Raw genomic sequence first — 17,370 nt, forward strand, 5'->3', positions numbered from 1 at the left:
TGTTAATATTTTATTCGTTTATAGCGGAATGTATTCCACAAAGGCTTCCATCGCCTCATAGGAAGCAAGTCCGAGGCTGTCATACAAGGCAGCTGTTCCGCGGTTACGGTCCTCGCTGCGTTGCCAGAACAGACGTTCGTCATTGCCCAGGAACGGTGCACTTTCCATCTGCGATTGATGCTTCAGGATAGAGTTACGCTTGGCACGCAGTTCTTCCGGGCTGATGGGCACAGCCATCTCGATGTTTTCGATTTCCCATTCGGCCCATGCACCGCGGTACATCCAGATGCGGCATTCCTTCAACCATTTGGCACCTTCTTCTTTTTCCAAGTCAATGGCGGCAAATACGGCGTCCGTACAAACACGGTGTGTGCCGTGCGGGTCGGCCAGGTCGCCGGCAACGAAAATCTGATGGGGTTTCACTTCACGCAATAGGTTGCGTACAATTTCCACGTCTGCTTCGCTGATAGGATTCTTCTGTATCTTGCCCGTTTCGTAGAATGGCAGGTCAAGGAAATGACAGTGATCCAGAGGGATATTATTGTATGTACATGCAGTGCGTGCCTCGCCACGGCGAATCAGTCCCTTGATGGTCAAGATGTCGCGTGTATCCATGTCACCGTCTTTCTTCTCCTTCAAGTATTTACGGATTTCAGTATATTTGTCATTGATGACCTGGTCTTCGCTGTTGTTGAAGATTTGGTTGAACCCGTTGATGAAGTGCAGGAAGCGGATAACTTCTTCATCGCCTACGGCAATGTTACCGGAAGTTTCGTAAGCCACATGCACGTCATGTTTCTGCTCTACCAGACGACGGATGGTGCCTCCCATGGAGATAACGTCATCATCGGGATGCGGAGAAAATACGACCACACGTTTTGGATAGGGCTTTGCACGCTCAGGACGATAGGTGTCGTCAGCATTCGGCTTGCCGCCCGGCCATCCGGTGATGGTATGTTGCAGGTCATTGAATATCTTGATGTTCACGTTATAGGCTGAGCCGAACAATGCCAGCAGTTCGCTCAGACCGTTTTCGTTGTAGTCCTTGTTGGTCAGTTTCAGAATGGGTTTTCCGGTGAGTTGGCACAACCAGACGATGGCACTGCGGATGAGCTTGTCGTTCCATTCGCAGGAGGTTACCAGCCAGGGGCGTTGGATACGCGTCAAATTGGCGGCGGCAGACAAGTCGATAGCTACATGTGCATTGTTGTGAGTCTGCAGATAAGATGCAGGGATAGTATCTGTTACCGGACCTTCAACGCATTCTTTCACCTTTTGCGCTTTCTCCTCACCCCATGCCAGCAGATATATTTTCTTTGCCGAGAGGATGGTGGCTACTCCCATGGTGATGGAGCTGATGGGGGTATTTTCAATGCTACCGAACATCTTGGAAGCTTCATTGCGGGAGTCGTTGTCCAGCAATATCAGACGAGTGGTAGAGTTCAGGCGTGAACCCGGTTCATTGAAACCTATATTACCTACACGGCCAATGCCCAGCAAAGCGATGTCTAAGCCACCGAAACTTTCAATGCGCTGCTCGTAAAGACGGCAATATTCAAAGATGGCGTCTTTGGCGATGGTGCTGTCGGGGGTGAAAACATTCTGTTTGTCAATGTCCACATGGTCTATCAGCATTTCCTTCAATGCGTTGAAGTTGCTGTTGATGGCATTGGGAGCTAATGGATAATATTCGTAGAGGTTGAATATGACTACGTTGCGGAAACTTAATCCCTCTTCCTGGTGCATACGTACCAAGTCTGCATATACATTGCGCGGAGAGTTACCGCCTGCCAGTGCCAAGACACAGAAACGTCCCGCCTTTTGCTTGTCACGGATTAACTGTGCAATGTCAAGGGCAATCTGGTTGGCGCCTTCTTCTGCAGACTCATAAATATCAGTCGGGATTTTTTCCAGTCGGGTCAATACCGACCGTTCAAATGCATTCTCAGGTCTATAGTACCTGGGGGAGACTCTGTTGAGAGTGATTTGAGAGCTTAGATTGGTTTTCATAAAATTTATTATTAATAAATGATTAAGTATTGAACTGTTCTTTCAATCAACAAATATACAAAAAACAATGTTCATCCGCATATTGCTGAAGATTAATTAAGAAATACTGGTCGTCCCATATCTCATATGGGTTTTGACGGTTGTACGGAAAGTGTCTTCGGTCATTCCATAAAGTCACGGCCAACCGCCACCGTGAGTATGGATTTTACGTTGGGTCAACATAGGATTTAGGGGTTAGAATTATTAAATTAATCATGTTGTCGCTTTGACATTGTTTCGAAGGACAAAAATAGGTACTTTTTGGAGAAGATGTACTCCTTCTTTTGGGTATTTTCATTAAATACTCTAAAAAAGAGGATTTGGTGCATTTTGTATAATGTCTCGTTCGTTTGGGGTATAAGTGAGGATAATCATATAAAAATAGACCATTCATCGCACTTTTTGTCGTTTGGGTTTGTTATATTTGTGTGTGTTTATAAACTCTAAAATATCAATGTATGAAAAGCTGGAAAGTAGAAGCAGCCATCATAGCCGTGGGGCTGCTTTTGTTGGGAATCATGGTAAAAGGCGGTATCAACAATTTTGTGAATAAGGACCGTGTGGTCAGTGTGAAAGGGCTGGCCGAAATGGAAGTGCCTGCCGACAAGGTAGTCTGGCCTCTTGTCTACAAAGACATAGGTAATGACCCTGCACTGCTTTATGCCAATATGGAGAAGAAAAACGCTGCCGTCGTGAGTTTCCTTGAAAACAACGGTATTGAGAAGGAGGAAATCAGTATTGCACCGCCCGAAGTGATTGATATGCAGGCCGAACGTTACGTTGACCGCAACGTGGCCTATCGTTATAATGCCACGTCTGTCATCACTGTCACTTCCAAGAATGTGGATAGGGTGCGTAAGCTCATGTCGGGGCAGGCTGAACTCTTGAAGCAGGGTATTGCCATCACGGGAGGGGATTATAAATATAATGTGTCTTATGAATTCACCGGTCTCAACGAAGTGAAGCCCAGAATGATAGAGGAGGCCACGAAGAACGCTCGTGCTGCAGCCGAGAAGTTTGCCAAGGATTCGGACAGTGAACTGGGGAAAATCCGCAATGCCTCGCAAGGGCAGTTCTCCATAAGTGACCGCGATGCCTATACTCCTTATATAAAAAGCGTACGTGTAGTGACTACTGTGAACTATTATTTGAAGAAATAACGAACTCGTCCGCATCTTTCCAAGCGGGAAACTTTAGCCTGAACTCCTGCAGGGAGGAAAGGTTGAGGGAGGCGGTGGCAATCGCCTCTTCGTTGTTGGGCACAGTGGCAAGCACTTCCCCCTTCGGAGAGTAGACCACACTGCCTCCGCTGTGTGGAATGTCTCTGCCGTCCTTGCCGATACGGTTGACACCGCAGACATAACTGATGTTTTCCAGCGCGCGCGCTTGCAGCAGGATGTCCCAGACTTTCCGGCGGGGAATGGGCCAGTTGGCGACGTAAATCAGGAGGTCGTATTCATTGCTCGTATTGCGGCTCCAGACCGGGAAACGAAGGTCATAGCATACAAGCAGCAGTATGTTCCAGCCGCGATATCGGATGATGGGACGCCGGTTGCCGGGGGTGAAATGTTCTGTCTCGTGCCCCATCCGGAAGAGGTGGCGTTTGTCGTAATAGTAAGCATTGCCTTCGGGCGTAAGGAAGAATGCGCGGTTGTAGTAGGATGGCTTTCCGCCTTCCGAGGCTGTTTCGCAGGCAATATAGCTGCCGGCAAGAGCAAGCCGGTACTCTTCGGACCATTGGCGCAGTGTTGCGATGGTTTCTCCCGTTGTGGGTTCGGCCAAGCTGGCGGTGTTCATACTAAAGCCGGTGGAGAATGTTTCCGGTAAAACAACAATCTCCGTTGTTCCACGAAGAGTTTCTAACTTCTCGCGGAGACGACGGAGATTTTCTTGTTTATTTTCCCAGACAATGTCTGTTTGCAAGATGCTTATTCGCATGGCATTAATGCTTAATACCTGATTAGATATTTCCTAAATCAAAATTTTCGGGATTTTTTCCTTTAAAGTTCTTGAAGTACAGTTTTATCTCGCGCATATCCTTTTCGATGTCTCCGGTAGGCATGACAGCCTTGGTAGAGGAGATGGTCTTGGAAGGATAATCAATCCCGATAAGCATGATGGGCACTTGTGCTTTAAGTGCTATGTAATAAAAACCTTTCTTCCAGTTGGGATTGGCTTTACGGGTTCCTTCCGGTGTAATAGCCAGGTGGAAATGCTTGCTGTTTGCAAACTTTTCGGTCATTTGGTCCACTAAGGAAGATTTACGTCCCCGGTTCACCGGAATGCCGCCAACGGCTTTGAATATCAGTCCCAGAGGAAAAAAGAACCATTCCTTTTTCATCATGAAACTGGTCTTGCGGCCGATGGCACCATAAAACAATTTACCGATAAATAAGTCCCAATTGGAAGTATGGGGTGCCGCACAAATTACACATTTGTCGTAGTCAGGCACCGTCACGTTTGTCTTCCAGCCCAGCAGGCGATAATAAATGAAGCTATAAAAGGCTTTCTTCATCTTATTTCAGTTTGCCCATTGCGTCAATAATTTCGTCTACTTTTGCATTGAAGTCAGCACGAAGTTTTTTGTAGAAACCTTTTACATTTCCTGGCTCGGTGTGGCTGATGCGGCTTATGAATTCATCTTGCATTTTCAGAATTTCAGCCATCAGTTCATCGGCTTTTTGTTTGTCTGTTCCAGGCACATATAAGCTGTTTACAAGACACTCTGTGAACAATTCACCTGCAATATAGTTTATATTCTTCTTTAGTTCTTTTCTACTTGCCATAATCTTTACGTTTAAAATGAATAATCTGAATTATTTTCGGTAAAGATAATGTTTTTCTTTGTTAGTGTAGAGCAAAAAAGGGTTTTTATGTGTTTTTAATTTAGTAGTTTTGTGGAATTATTCCACAAACTGTGGACACATTCCACAGGGAAAAATGGAGGATGCCACCATGAATAAAGAACTGCCGTCTGCTTTTCTGCTTGATATATAGTTTGTTAGACGTAATGGATGAGATGGTGATAGATTGGCATCGGATTTGCTTTAATAGAAAGAAACAGGGTTAAATTTAATATACAAACAAGCATGAGACAGTTTTTTACGAAAAAAGAATTGAAACTAAAGAAGAAGAGGTTGCTGATGATGGTTGCCTGCATGGCGGTATTGTTGGCAGGTTACGTTATTCTGACTTGGCCTAAGAAGGTGGAATCGGAAGCTCCTACCGTGATTGTGGAATCTGCGGAAAAAGGAGATGTGGAGATATATGGCGAGTACGTGGGACGTATTCGCGCTCAGCAGTTTGTAGAGGTACGTGCGCGTGTGGAAGGGTATTTGGAGAATATGCTTTTCGCAGAAGGAACATATGTCACCAAGAACCAGGTACTTTTTGTGATAAACCAGGACCAGTATAGGGCAAAGGCTGACAAAGCTCGTGCACAGTTAAAGAAGGATGAAGCGCAGGCATTGAAGGCAAAGCGCGATTTGGAGCGTATCCGCCCCCTCTATGCGCAGAACGCTGCCAGCCAGCTGGATTTGGACAATGCCCAGGCTGCTTACGAGACTGCAGAAGCCTCAGTAGCGATGAGCCAGGCCGATTTGGACCAGGCTGAATTGGAATTGGGATATACGTTGGTCCGTTCTCCGCTATCGGGACATATCAGTGAAAGAAATGTGGATTTGGGAACATTGGTCGGACCGGGAGGCAAGTCCTTGCTGGCTACGGTTGTGAAAAGTGATACGGTTCTGGTAGATTTCAGCATGACGGCATTGGATTACCTGAAAAGCAAGGAACGGAATATCGATATAGGGCGTCAGGACTCTACACGTTCCTGGCAGCCGAACATTACGATTACTTTGGCGGATAATACCGTCTATCCTTATAAGGGCTATGTGGATTTTGCCGAACCTCAGGTGGACCCTCAGACCGGAACATTCTCCGTGCGTGCCGAAATGCCGAACCCTAACAAAGTGTTGTTACCGGGGCAGTTTACAAAGGTTAAGCTATTGCTGGATGTACGTGAGGGTGCTGTCGCCGTTCCTCAAAAGGCGGTTACCATTGAGAAAGGTGGTGCATATATTTTTGTGATGCGCCGGGACTCTACGGTTGAAAAGCGTTTCATTGAACTGGGACCTGAATTTGGCAACAATTGGGTGGTTGAGCGTGGTCTGGTTGCCGGAGAACAAATTGTGACTGAAGGTTTCCACAAGCTGACTCCGGGTATGAAAGTACGTGCCCAGGCTGCCGTTCCTAAAAAGGAGGAAGAGCAGACGAGTGATTCTCTGAACAAGCAGGTTGTTTCCGAAACGAAGCAGACTACTCCGGCTGAGAATAAATCAAAGGACAACAACCCTTCAAAGTAATGATGTTATGAAAGTAAGTTTCTTTATAGACCGCCCGGTATTCTCGGCGGTGATATCGATTGTGATTGTAATTGTCGGTATCATTGGCCTGACCATGCTGCCGGTAGACCAATATCCGCAGATAACGCCTCCCGTAGTGAAAATCAGTGCTTCCTATCCGGGAGCCAGTGCATTGACTGTTTCGCAGGCGGTGGCAACCCCTATCGAGCAAGAGATAAACGGTACTCCCGGTATGCTGTACATGGAGTCCAACAGTTCTAATTCCGGAGGATTTTCAGCTACGGTCACTTTCGACGTGTCTGCCGACCCGGATTTGGCTGCCGTAGAAATACAGAACCGTGTGAAACTGGCGGAGAGCCGTTTGCCAGCCGAAGTGATTCAGAACGGTATTTCTGTGGAAAAGCAGGCTCCCAGCCAATTGATGACTATCTGTCTGACTTCCAGTGACCCGAAGTTCGACGAAATTTATTTGAGTAACTTTGCTACTATCAATGTACTCGACTTGTTGCGCCGTATCCCCGGTGTGGGACGTGTTTCCAACATCGGTAGCCGCTACTATGCCATGCAGATATGGGCGTTGCCCGACAAACTTGCCAACTTCGGACTGACGGTGCAGGATTTGCAGAATGCCCTGAAGGACCAGAACCGTGAGTCTGCTGCGGGTGTTTTGGGACAACAGCCGGTGAAGGGACTCGACATTACTATCCCTATCACTACCCAGGGACGCTTAAGTTCGGCAAAGCAGTTTGAGGACATTGTGGTCCGTGCCAATGCCAACGGTTCCATTATCCGTCTGCGCGATGTGGCGCGTGTTTCATTGGAAGCATCTTCATATAGCACGGAGAGTGGCATCAACGGTGAGAATGCTGCCGTTCTCGGTATCTATATGCTTCCCGGGGCCAATGCAATGGAAGTTGCAAAGAGCGTAAAGGCTGCTATGGAGGAAATCAGTGCAAATTTCCCTGAGGGGATGAGTTATGAGATTCCCTTCGACATGACGACTTATATTTCCGAATCCATTCACGAAGTGTACAAGACGTTGTTCGAAGCGCTGATTCTGGTGGTGCTGGTTGTATTTCTATCCTTGCAAAGTTGGCGTGCGACGGTGATACCGATTGTTGCGGTACCTATTTCCCTGATTGGTACCTTCGGTTTCATGCTTATTTTCGGTTTCTCTCTGAACATACTGACTTTGCTTGGATTGATTCTCGCCATCGGTATTGTGGTGGATGATGCCATTGTGGTGGTGGAGAATGTAGAACATCTTATGGAGACGGAGAAATTGAGCCCGTATGAAGCTACCAAAAAGGCGATGAACGGATTGGCAAGTGCCTTGATTGCCACATCGTTGGTGCTCTGTGCCGTGTTTGTGCCGGTAAGTTTCTTGAGCGGAATCACCGGACAGTTATACCGTCAGTTTACCATTACTATCGCCGTTTCCGTATTGCTTTCTACGGTAGTGGCCCTGACGCTTAGTCCCGTCATGTGTTCGCTCATATTGAAGCCCGACAGTGGAAAGAAAAAGAACATAGTTTTCCGCAAAATCAATGAATGGCTGAACTTGGGCAATCACAAATACGTGGCTGTCATTAACCGGGTCATCAGGAATCCCCGCCGCTTGATGAGTGCGTTCGGCCTGGTACTGGTTGCCATTTTCATTATCCACCGGTTGGTGCCTACCAGCTTCCTGCCGGTAGAAGACCAGGGCTATTTTAAGATAGAGTTGGAGTTGCCGGAAGGTGCTACTTTGGAGCGAACCCGTGTGGTGACCGACCGTGCCGTGCAATACTTGGAGAAGAATCCCTATGTGGCCTATGTGCAGAACGTGACGGGTAGCAGCCCCCGTGTGGGTAGCAACCAGGCACGCAGTGAGCTGACGGTTATTCTGAAACCGTGGGAAGAGCGTAAGGGGATTTCCATCGATAAGATAATGGAGAATGTGGAGAAGGATTTGAAGGAATATCCCGAATGCAAGGTCTATCTTTCCACGCCTCCGGTCATTCCGGGATTGGGTACCTCGGGAGGTTTCGAAATGCAGCTTGAGGCGCGTGGAGAGGCGACGTTTGACAACTTGGTGCAGGCGGCAGATACGCTGATGTATTATGCCCAGAAGCATAAGGAGCTGACGGGGCTTTCATCATCCTTGCAGTCTGAAATACCGCAACTTTATTTTGATGTGGACCGTGATAAGGTGAAAATGCTGGGTGTGCCCCTGGCGGATGTATTCTCTACCATGAAGGCCTATACCGGTTCAGTATATGTGAATGACTTCAATATGTTCAACCGTATATATAAGGTGTATATCCAGGCCGAGGCTCCTTATCGTGAGCATAAGGACAATATCAACTTGTTCTTTGTAAAGGCAAAGGACGGAGTGATGGTGCCGCTTACTTCCTTGGGAAATGCCTCTTATACCACCGGTCCGGGCAGTATCAAGCGTTTCAATATGTTTACCACTGCCGTCATCCGCGGTTCTGCGGCACAAGGCTACAGTTCCGGCCAGGCAATGGAGATTATGGAGCAGATTGCACGTAACCACTTGCCGGACAATATCGGTCTGGAGTGGAGTGGCCTTTCCTATCAGGAAAAGAAGGCGGGAGGACAGACGGGTCTTGTGCTTACGCTGGTATTCCTTTTCGTATTCCTCTTTTTGGCTGCGCAATATGAAAGTTGGACGGTGCCTATCGCTGTATTGCTTTCACTGCCGGTTGCCGCTTTGGGTGCCTATCTGGGCGTTGTGATATGCGGATTGGAGAATGATATTTATTTCCAGATCGGCTTGGTGATGCTGGTGGGGCTTGCGGCAAAGAATGCCATTTTGATTGTGGAGTTTGCCAAGGTGCAGGTTGACAAGGGAGGAGACTTGATACAGTCTGCCATCCATGCTGCCCAACTCCGTTTCCGGCCTATCCTGATGACTTCCCTCGCCTTTGTATTGGGAATGCTTCCTATGGTGTTGGCAAGCGGACCGGGCTCGGCGAGCCGTCAGGCCATCGGTACGGGTGTTTTCTTCGGAATGATATTTGCCATTGTATTCGGTATTGTGCTTGTACCGTTCTTCTTTGTCCTGGTATACAAGACAAAAGCCAAAGTGCAGCATAAGATTAAGAAAGACTGATTTTAAAGACAACGTTTATGAAAAGAAAGAACATATATATTATTTTGTTGCTGAGTATGTTTGCCCTTACCTCATGCAAGGTGGGCAAGAGCTATGTGCGTCCGGAGATGGCATTGCCGGATAGCCTGGCACAGCAGCAGGATAGCATGAGCATAGCCGATGAACAGTGGCAGGCGGTTTATACGGACAGCACGCTGCGTGCTTTGATAGACCGTGCTCTGGAATATAACAAAGACATGCTGATTGCAGCTTCCCGTGTCAAGGAGATGGCTGCCCAAAAACGTATCAGTGTTGCCAACCTTCTGCCGCAGCTCACCGGAAAGGTGGAGGCTGAGCGCGAGGTGGAGAATTACGGTGGTCATAGCCGTGATGTAGGCAATACTTACGAAGCCAAGGCGTTGCTCTCTTGGGAACTGGACCTTTGGGGAAACTTGAGATGGAAGAAAGTGGCTGCTGTGGCCGAATATTTGCAAAGTGTGGAGGCGCAGCGTGCGTTGCGCATGACCATCGTTGCCGAAGTGGCGCAGGCTTATTATGAGCTGGTAGCCCTTGATACGGAACTGGAGATTGTGCGCCAGACACAAAAGGCGCGTGAAGAGGGAGTGCGCTTGGCGCGTATCCGTTTTGAAGGAGGGCTGACCTCGGAGACCTCTTATCAACAGGCTCAAGTGGAGTTGGCTCGTACGGCTACTCTTGTTCCGGATTTGGAACGCCGTATCTCTCTGAAAGAAAATGATATATCCTTCCTTGTGGGGGAATTCCCTACCCGTATCAAGCGTGTCAATTTTCTGCAGGAACTGGATGTGCCGGAGTCCTTACCGGTAGGTCTGCCTTCCGATTTGTTGGAACGTCGCCCCGATGTCCGTGTGGCGGAGCAGCAGTTGAGGGCTGAACATGCCAGAGTGAAAGTTGCTTATACCAATATGTTCCCCCGTTTGGCCCTGACCGGACAATTTGGATTGGAAAGTGATGTGTTATCCAATTTCCTGGAATCTCCCTATTCCTTATTGAATGGGGCAGTCTTGGCACCACTTTTCGGTTGGGGAAAGAACCGTGCTGCATTGAATGCACAGAAGGCTTCTTTTGAAGCCGAAGTGCATAGCTATGAAAAGACAGTGCTGAATGCTTTTAAGGAAGCGCAGAATGCCATTGTGGATTTCAATAAGATAAAGGAGGTCTACCAACTGCGTGCCAAACTTGAACGTTCTGCCAAGGGATATGTGGATTTGGCACAGTTGCAATACATCAACGGCGTCATCAATTATATGGATGTGCTCGATGCCCAGCGTGGTTATTTCGATGCCCAAATAGGGGTGAGCAATGCCATCCGCGACGAACTTATTGCCATGGTAAATGTCTATAAGGCATTGGGGGGTGGCTGGCAAACCGAATGACGTGTGATTAAAGAAAACAGCAAGGGCGTGTATGTACCGAAATATTTGATGGTATATACACGCCCTTGTTCTATAATTGGCTTATTTCATCTAGGATTCTGTATTTAGAGTCTCCTTGTTTTCTTTCTTTTCCTTTGCCTTTTCTACTTCAAGAGCTACGTTTACGGCATTCATGCCTTTAAGGCCACGTTCGAGGTCGAACGTCACAATATTGTTTTCTGCTATATCTGTCAGCACATTGTTAATGTGGAAAAAGTATTTTTCGACCCCGGATAAGTCCTTGATGAAGCCGAAGCCTTTCGATTCATTGAAAAACTCGATACGTCCTCTGCGGATGACCGGTTCTTCCTTGTCTTTTTTGGGAGTTGATATGACGATTTCTTCCAGCTTTATTTCTTCTTTGGGAGTGTTTTCTGCCGGAGGAGTAGAGGTTATCATGCCGTTTTCGTCAACATAGGCAATCATATCTTCAAAGCTATTGGCTTTGTTGGATAGTTTTTTTTCTTCTTTCTTTTTTTGTTTTTCAGCTCGTCGGGCGAGTCTTTTCTTTTCATTTTCACGCTTGTCTGCGGAGATGGATTTGGCCATGTATTTTTATTTATTGAGTTATAAAAAAAGCAGGGGGTATTGCTACAACACCTCCTGCTTTTGTCAGTAGTTAAGAATATTAATATCTTCTAGAGTTGTAACCGCCTCTTCTGTCGCGATTGCCGCCATTGGAAGGTCTTTCTTCGCGGGGGCGTGCCACGTTTACCGAGATTTGTTTGTGGTCAAATTCAGCACCGTTCAATTCGTCAATGGCTTTTTGGCCTGCTGCATCGTCCGGCATTTCTACGAAACCGAAACCTCTGGATCTTCTTGTTTCTCTGTCTGTAATGATTCTTGCAGAAGAAACTTCTCCGTACTCTGAAAATAAATCGTTTAAGTCAGCGTCTGTTGTGCTGAAATTTAAACCTGAAATGTAAATGTTCATTTGAAATTTTAATTAATTGTAATTATTAAATTGGAGTATGGAGAATAATTATGGAAGAGACCGCCTAATAATAGTTGTATATTAAAAGAAGAACAATGCGATAACGACTCGTAACTCAAACTTTGCGGCAAAGATAACACAATAAATCAGTTAATTGCTTTCTTCTCCTTTTTATTTTAGGATAAAAAACGATAAATGTCATTTTATACATTATTTCGGCCTCTCGTTTGCATATCTTACGAAAAAAAGCGAAATTTGCGACGCTTTTAAACGGAACTTTACTAACACCTTTAAATAATTAAGAGAAATGACTAAAAGTGCATTGCAAATTGCAAGGGCTGCCTATCAGCCCAAACTTCCGAAAGCGCTGAAAGGAACTGTTAAGGCTGCAGAAGGCGCAGCTACTCAGTCTGTTGCTGACCAGGAAGAAATCAAGAAATTGTTCCCCAATACGTACGGAATGCCTTTGATTAAGTTTGAAACTACCGATGAGGTGGTTAACTTCCCCGCAATGAACGTGGGTGTTATCCTTTCCGGTGGACAGGCTCCTGGCGGTCACAATGTGATTTCCGGTATTTTCGACGGTATCAAGAAGCTGAACAAAGACAGCAAATTGTATGGCTTTATTCTGGGTCCTGGCGGCTTGGTTGACCATAATTATATGGAACTGACTGCTGACATCATTGATGAATACCGCAATACGGGTGGTTTTGACATCATCGGTTCGGGCCGTACCAAGCTGGAAAAGGAAGAACAGTTTGAGAAAGGTTATGAAATCCTGAAAGAACTCGGCATCAAGGCATTGGTTATCATCGGTGGCGATGACTCCAACACTAATGCTTGCGTACTGGCTGAATACTATGCTGCCAAGAATTATGGCGTGCAGGTAATAGGTTGCCCCAAGACCATCGACGGTGACTTGAAGAATGATATGATTGAAACTTCTTTCGGTTTCGATACTGCTTGCAAGACTTACTCTGAAGTAATCGGCAACATCCAACGTGACTGTAACTCTGCTCGTAAATACTGGCACTTCATCAAGTTGATGGGACGTTCCGCTTCTCATATCGCTTTGGAATGTGCATTGCAGGTTCAACCCAATATGTGTATCATCTCTGAAGAGGTTGAAGCTAAGGATATGTCTTTGGACGACATCGTGACCAGCATTGCCAAGGTCGTTGCTGAACGTGCAGCCCAGGGTAACAACTTCGGTACGGTTCTTATCCCCGAAGGATTGGTTGAATTCATCCCGGCCATGAAGCGTCTGATTGCTGAGTTGAACGACTTCCTTGCTGCCAATGCAGAAGAGTTTGCTCAAATTAAGAAATCTCACCAACGCGATTATATCATCCGTAAACTCTCTCCGGAGAATGCGGCCATCTACGCAAGCTTGCCCGAAGGCGTGGCTCGCCAGTTGTCTCTGGACCGCGACCCGCACGGAAACGTACAGGTATCTCTGATTGAAACAGAAAAGTTGCTGTCCGAAATGGTTGGCACTAAGCTGGCTCAGTGGAAAGAAGAGGGCAAGTTCGTAGGCAAGTTTGCTGCACAGCACCACTTCTTCGGTTACGAAGGACGTTGCGCTGCTCCGTCTAACTTCGACGCTGACTACTGCTACTCTTTGGGTTATGCAGCATCTGCATTGATTGCTAACGGAAAGACCGGTTACATGTCTTCTGTACGCAACACTACTGCTCCTGCCGAAGAATGGATTGCAGGCGGTGTGCCCATCACTATGATGATGAACATGGAACGTCGCCACGGTGAAATGAAGCCAGTTATCCAGAAGGCTCTGGTGAAGCTGGACGGTGCTCCGTTCAAGGCATTCGCTGCTCAGCGTGACCGTTGGGCTATGGAAACAGACTACGTTTATCCAGGCCCTATCCAGTACTTCGGTCCGACAGAAGTTTGCGACCAGGCTACGAAGACTTTGCAGCTGGAGCAGGCTAAATAAGTTGATGCATCAACAAGTTGACAATAAAACGGAGGGGCGGTTCATTCCGCCCTTTCTTTTCCTTTGCTCATGGCAACCAAGACCTCCACAAATATCCGGCGTAAAACTACTGCCGCCCGTCGTTCTTCCTCTCCGCGGAGCAAGAAGAAAATGCAGCCACGTACCATGCCCGTATGGTTGCGCAATCTTTTGGCGGTCTGTATCATTCTTGTTTTTTCTACCGGCTTTTACTGGTTTTTCATTCGTCCTTATGCTTATCGCTGGAAGCCTTGTTATGGTCAGAAAGGTTACGGTGTATGTATGCCTTGCAACTATGAGGTGCATGGCATAGACATATCCCACTATCAGGGAAAGATAGATTGGGAACTCCTGACACATAATAGAGAAGCCCAATTTCCCATTCACTTTATTTTTCTGAAAGCTACCGAAGGCGGCGATCATGGTGACGATACGTTTACGCAGAACTTCGGCCAGGCGCGTAAATACGGTTTTATCCGTGGTGCCTATCATTATTTTATCCCTAAGACCGATGCCCGCAAGCAAGCCGATTTCTTTATCCGTACCGTGCAGCTGGCAAAGGGAGACCTGCCTCCCGTACTTGATGTGGAGACTACCGGCAAGCAGTCACCGCAGGAACTTAAAACGGCAGTCAAGACTTGGCTGGATAGGGTAGAGGCGCATTACGGCGTAAAGCCTATTCTTTATACTTCCTATAAATTCAAGAAACGCTATCTCAGCGATTCCATTTTCAATGCTTATCCTTATTGGATAGCCCATTATTATGTAGATTCCGTGCGTTATGAGGGCAAGTGGCACTTTTGGCAGCACACGGATGTAGGCACTGTGCCCGGTATTGAAGAAGAGGTGGATTTGAACGTCTTTAATGGTACAATGGAGGAACTTTTGGAGCTTACGTTGAAAACTCCTTGTATAGAACGCTAAAGGTCAACTTTAGCTTCCTGATATTGACCTTTAGCTTTTTAGTATTGACCTTTATTATTTTTGGAATTTCACTGCTGCCCACCGGTTCTTCTCACGATGGTGGACAAAGTGCAGCCCGTTGCGTTCGGCTTCTTCGCGGATGACGGGAATGTCATCTATGTAGAAACCGCTCATCAACAATTCCGCTCCGGGATTCATGCGGGCTATGTAGTGCTTCATATCTGCCAGGAGGATATTGCGGTTGATGTTGGCGATAACCATATCAAAAGGACCTTTGCTTTCCAGAGAGGAGGCATCGCCTTGGGATACGGCAATATTGTCCACTCCATTCAATTCTATATTTTCGAGGGAGTTGCGCACACACCATTCATCTATGTCGATAGCTGTACAAGGGGAGGCTCCACGCATGCGTGCCAGTATGGCAAGGATGGAAGTCCCACAACCCATATCGAGCAATGCTTTGCCTTGCAGGTCACTATCCAGCAGTTCGCCTATGATGAGGCTTGTTGTCTCGTGGTGCCCTGTGCCGAATGCCATTTGCGGATTGATGACGATGTCATATTCTGCTTGTGGGACATCGTTGTGAAAAGTGCTGTGAATGACACAACGGTCTCCGATAACGATGGGCTGGAAGAAGTTCTTCTCCCATTCCTCGTTCCAGTCTTTGTCTTCGGCTTCTACGAAATTATATTCTATCTGTGTATCGGGCAGAGGGAAGTCTGCAAGTGCTTCTTTGAGTAGAGATTCGTTATACAGCTCTTTCTGTATATAGGCAGTGATACCGTCGGTCTGCTCAACAAAACTTTCAAAGCCAGCTTCACCCAAGACTCCGGAAAGTACATCGTTGACTATTTCTGTGCACGGAACAGTGCGGAATGTAAATTCTAAATATTTCATCGGAATATGATTGTTTGTTAAATGCAGAAGAAGATTTTAAAGAACAAATCTATTTCTGCGTATCTTTGTTTTCACACTGCAAAGGTAATGTAAACCGAGGGCAGAATAAAATGAACTTGTTCATTTTTTATGCGGAAGTGCCGCTTGCCTCGTCAAAAGGCGGGGTATTTAGGGAATTCCCTATAAATCTTTGGGGAAAATCTGCTGCATGGGATAAAATCCGGCGTTATCTTTGTGACGTGAAGAAATAGATAAACGTAAAATCCATAAACCAAACTAATATGAAAAAGATTGTTTTTTTATCGCTTTTTGCCTTGTGCCTCCCATGGACACTGGTGGCACAAAGTATAGATGACGACCTTTACTACACTCCTTCCAAGAATAAGGAAGAGAAAAAAGAAGAGGTGAAGCAGGAGAAGAAAGTCGCTGCTCCCGTAGAAGAGATTGTAGTAAAGTCGAATGTACCGACCACTGTCTATTCATCGCCGGGAAGCACTACTGTTGTAGTAAAAGACCGTAAGGGAAACACCCGCGATGTGGACGAATATAACCGCCGTTATGACTCCCGCGACAATGATTTCGTGATGGAGAACGATACCCTTTACATCAATGAAAAAGAAGATGACGGCCTGGACGGCGAATGGGTGAACGGTGAATTTGAAGGTTCGCAGGATGATTACGAGTATGCTACCCGTATCATCCGTTTCCGTAATCCCCGTTATGCCATCAGCATCAGCAGCCCGCTATATTGGGATGTGGTCTATGGCTTGAATTCCTGGGATTGGAACGTGTATACCGACGGATTATATGCATATGCTTTCCCTACATTCACCAACCGCTTGTGGTGGGATTGGCGCTATAACTCTTATGGTTGGGGCGGCTATCCTTACTATGGCTGGGGATGGAACAGCTGGTACGGTCCGAGCTGGAGCTTTGGCTGGGGCGGCTGGTACGGCGGTGGCTGGTGGGGACATCATCATCACCATCACTATCATCCCGGATATTATCCCGGTGGCGGTGGTCATTGGGGAGGCGGCCATTGGGGAAATGCATATACCAATAGACGTTCTTATGGTCCGAGCCGTTCTTCTTATGCCGGAAACAGAGTATCGTCCTCTACTTCCCGCCGTTCTTCTACTGTAAATGGAGGGCAGACTGTACGTCGTAGCAGTACTACTTCCGGTCAAGTGAGACGTAGCAGTACCGGTACGTCAACCCGTCGGGTGGTAGGCACAAGAAGTTCGTCTACAGTTCGTTCAAGTTCTTCTGCAACTCGCTCAAGTGTAAACCGTTCGAGTGCGGCTTCTACCCGCCGTTCCACTTACACCCGTCCAAGCAGTACGCGTAGTAGCTCATATAATAGTAGCGTAGAAGGAGTTCGTAGCAGTCGTTCTTCCGGTGTACGCTCTTCTGTTGGAACTTCCACTCGTAGCAGGACTTCATCGACTTATAACAGAGGTTCAAGCGCCGCACCGGCACGCAGCTACTCCAATGACAACAATCGTAGCAGCAATCGTTCATATTCTGCTCCAGTACGTTCATCCAGTAGCACCCGTTCTTCTTCCAGCTTCTCTTCAGGCAGTAGCTCACGTTCCAGTTACTCCAGTGGTGGTGGCGGTGGTGCCAGTCGTTCCAGTGGCGGCGGTGGTTCCAGAAGACGGTAAGTATAAGTATGTTTT

At 47.0% G+C, this 17,370-nt stretch carries 14 protein-coding genes; 7 read left to right on the forward strand and 7 right to left on the reverse strand.

Annotated features, from left to right (window positions below):
- Window positions 1-18 precede the first annotated feature (18 nt).
- Window positions 19-2,010: a glucosamine-6-phosphate deaminase gene (locus DXD65_RS08415; protein ID WP_005826674.1), complete on the reverse strand. Its 1,992-nt coding sequence runs from the start codon at window positions 2,008-2,010 to the stop codon at window positions 19-21.
- Between the two features lie 497 nt (window positions 2,011-2,507).
- Between DXD65_RS08415 and DXD65_RS08420 the strand changes: the two genes are divergently transcribed.
- A complete protein-coding gene (locus DXD65_RS08420) occupies window positions 2,508-3,209 on the forward strand; it encodes an SIMPL domain-containing protein (protein ID WP_005826670.1) in 702 nt (233 codons plus the stop codon).
- On the opposite strand, the gene DXD65_RS08425 is transcribed toward DXD65_RS08420, so the two are convergent.
- From DXD65_RS08425 to DXD65_RS08435, 3 genes are read right to left on the reverse strand one after another with little or no spacing between them, the layout of a single operon-like run.
- Window positions 3,181-3,987, reverse strand: coding sequence for an amidohydrolase (locus tag DXD65_RS08425; RefSeq protein WP_117887548.1), 807 nt, complete (start codon window positions 3,985-3,987; stop codon window positions 3,181-3,183). The two genes, DXD65_RS08420 and DXD65_RS08425, sit on opposite strands and share 29 nt — an antisense overlap.
- A 22-nt stretch (window positions 3,988-4,009) precedes the next feature.
- Window positions 4,010-4,564, reverse strand: a complete 555-nt coding sequence (locus DXD65_RS08430; protein ID WP_005826663.1) for a 1-acyl-sn-glycerol-3-phosphate acyltransferase — start codon at window positions 4,562-4,564, stop codon at window positions 4,010-4,012.
- Between the two features lies 1 nt (window position 4,565).
- Window positions 4,566-4,835, reverse strand: a complete 270-nt coding sequence (locus DXD65_RS08435; RefSeq protein ID WP_005826660.1) for a hypothetical protein — start codon at window positions 4,833-4,835, stop codon at window positions 4,566-4,568.
- Between the two features lie 303 nt (window positions 4,836-5,138).
- Here DXD65_RS08435 and DXD65_RS08440 point away from each other — a divergent pair, with 303 nt between their 5' ends.
- Genes DXD65_RS08440 through DXD65_RS08450 form a run of 3 tightly spaced genes read left to right on the forward strand, consistent with a single transcriptional unit; the run spans window position 5,139 to window position 10,925 of the window.
- Entirely contained in the window at window positions 5,139-6,413 is a 1,275-nt protein-coding gene (locus tag DXD65_RS08440; protein WP_005826657.1) for an efflux RND transporter periplasmic adaptor subunit, read from the forward strand.
- A gap of 7 nt (window positions 6,414-6,420) precedes the next feature.
- Entirely contained in the window at window positions 6,421-9,531 is a 3,111-nt protein-coding gene (locus DXD65_RS08445; RefSeq protein ID WP_005826654.1) for an efflux RND transporter permease subunit, read from the forward strand.
- A 17-nt stretch (window positions 9,532-9,548) separates the two neighbouring features.
- Window positions 9,549-10,925: an efflux transporter outer membrane subunit gene (locus DXD65_RS08450; RefSeq protein WP_117887549.1), complete on the forward strand. Its 1,377-nt coding sequence runs from the start codon at window positions 9,549-9,551 to the stop codon at window positions 10,923-10,925.
- Window positions 10,926-11,015: 90 nt separating this feature from the next.
- On the opposite strand, the gene DXD65_RS08455 is transcribed toward DXD65_RS08450, so the two are convergent.
- Window positions 11,016-11,513, reverse strand: coding sequence for a cold-shock protein (locus DXD65_RS08455; protein WP_005826650.1), 498 nt, complete (start codon window positions 11,511-11,513; stop codon window positions 11,016-11,018).
- 79 nt (window positions 11,514-11,592) lie between these two features.
- Complete coding sequence (locus tag DXD65_RS08460; RefSeq protein WP_005826648.1) at window positions 11,593-11,898, reverse strand: RNA recognition motif domain-containing protein; 306 nt, start codon at window positions 11,896-11,898, stop codon at window positions 11,593-11,595.
- Between the two features lie 307 nt (window positions 11,899-12,205).
- Between DXD65_RS08460 and DXD65_RS08465 the strand changes: the two genes are divergently transcribed.
- Together DXD65_RS08465 and DXD65_RS08470 are read left to right on the forward strand one after the other, a co-directional pair.
- Window positions 12,206-13,852, forward strand: a complete 1,647-nt coding sequence (locus tag DXD65_RS08465; protein WP_005826644.1) for a diphosphate--fructose-6-phosphate 1-phosphotransferase — start codon at window positions 12,206-12,208, stop codon at window positions 13,850-13,852.
- Between the two features lie 69 nt (window positions 13,853-13,921).
- Complete coding sequence (locus DXD65_RS08470) at window positions 13,922-14,794, forward strand: glycoside hydrolase family 25 protein (protein WP_005836022.1); 873 nt, start codon at window positions 13,922-13,924, stop codon at window positions 14,792-14,794.
- Window positions 14,795-14,848: 54 nt separating this feature from the next.
- Here the strand turns inward: DXD65_RS08470 and prmA are convergent, their stop codons facing one another.
- On the reverse strand, window positions 14,849-15,691 hold the full coding sequence (gene prmA / locus DXD65_RS08475; RefSeq protein ID WP_005836023.1) for a 50S ribosomal protein L11 methyltransferase: 843 nt from the start codon (window positions 15,689-15,691) through the stop codon (window positions 14,849-14,851).
- A gap of 281 nt (window positions 15,692-15,972) precedes the next feature.
- Here prmA and DXD65_RS08485 point away from each other — a divergent pair, with 281 nt between their 5' ends.
- Complete coding sequence (locus tag DXD65_RS08485) at window positions 15,973-17,355, forward strand: hypothetical protein (protein ID WP_009036819.1); 1,383 nt, start codon at window positions 15,973-15,975, stop codon at window positions 17,353-17,355.
- The last annotated feature ends 15 nt before the right edge of the window (window positions 17,356-17,370 follow it).

The sequence above is a fragment of the Bacteroides sp. 4_1_36 genome (assembly GCF_003466325.1).
GTDB classification, from domain to species: Bacteria; Bacteroidota; Bacteroidia; order Bacteroidales; family Bacteroidaceae; genus Bacteroides; species Bacteroides uniformis.

Excerpts from the sequence above, each read along its gene's own strand:
- DXD65_RS08415 (WP_005826674.1), bottom strand. The coding sequence starts at position 2,010 with ATGAAAACCAATCTAAGCTCTCAAATCACTCTCAACAGAGTCTCCCCC.
- DXD65_RS08420 (WP_005826670.1), top strand. The coding sequence starts at position 2,508 with ATGAAAAGCTGGAAAGTAGAAGCAGCCATCATAGCCGTGGGGCTGCTT.
- DXD65_RS08425 (WP_117887548.1), bottom strand. The coding sequence starts at position 3,987 with ATGCGAATAAGCATCTTGCAAACAGACATTGTCTGGGAAAATAAACAA.
- DXD65_RS08430 (WP_005826663.1), bottom strand. The coding sequence starts at position 4,564 with ATGAAGAAAGCCTTTTATAGCTTCATTTATTATCGCCTGCTGGGCTGG.
- DXD65_RS08435 (WP_005826660.1), bottom strand. The coding sequence starts at position 4,835 with ATGGCAAGTAGAAAAGAACTAAAGAAGAATATAAACTATATTGCAGGT.
- DXD65_RS08440 (WP_005826657.1), top strand. The coding sequence starts at position 5,139 with ATGAGACAGTTTTTTACGAAAAAAGAATTGAAACTAAAGAAGAAGAGG.
- DXD65_RS08445 (WP_005826654.1), top strand. The coding sequence starts at position 6,421 with ATGAAAGTAAGTTTCTTTATAGACCGCCCGGTATTCTCGGCGGTGATA.
- DXD65_RS08450 (WP_117887549.1), top strand. The coding sequence starts at position 9,549 with ATGAAAAGAAAGAACATATATATTATTTTGTTGCTGAGTATGTTTGCC.
- DXD65_RS08455 (WP_005826650.1), bottom strand. The coding sequence starts at position 11,513 with ATGGCCAAATCCATCTCCGCAGACAAGCGTGAAAATGAAAAGAAAAGA.
- DXD65_RS08460 (WP_005826648.1), bottom strand. The coding sequence starts at position 11,898 with ATGAACATTTACATTTCAGGTTTAAATTTCAGCACAACAGACGCTGAC.
- DXD65_RS08465 (WP_005826644.1), top strand. The coding sequence starts at position 12,206 with ATGACTAAAAGTGCATTGCAAATTGCAAGGGCTGCCTATCAGCCCAAA.
- DXD65_RS08470 (WP_005836022.1), top strand. The coding sequence starts at position 13,922 with ATGGCAACCAAGACCTCCACAAATATCCGGCGTAAAACTACTGCCGCC.
- prmA (WP_005836023.1), bottom strand. The coding sequence starts at position 15,691 with ATGAAATATTTAGAATTTACATTCCGCACTGTTCCGTGCACAGAAATA.
- DXD65_RS08485 (WP_009036819.1), top strand. The coding sequence starts at position 15,973 with ATGAAAAAGATTGTTTTTTTATCGCTTTTTGCCTTGTGCCTCCCATGG.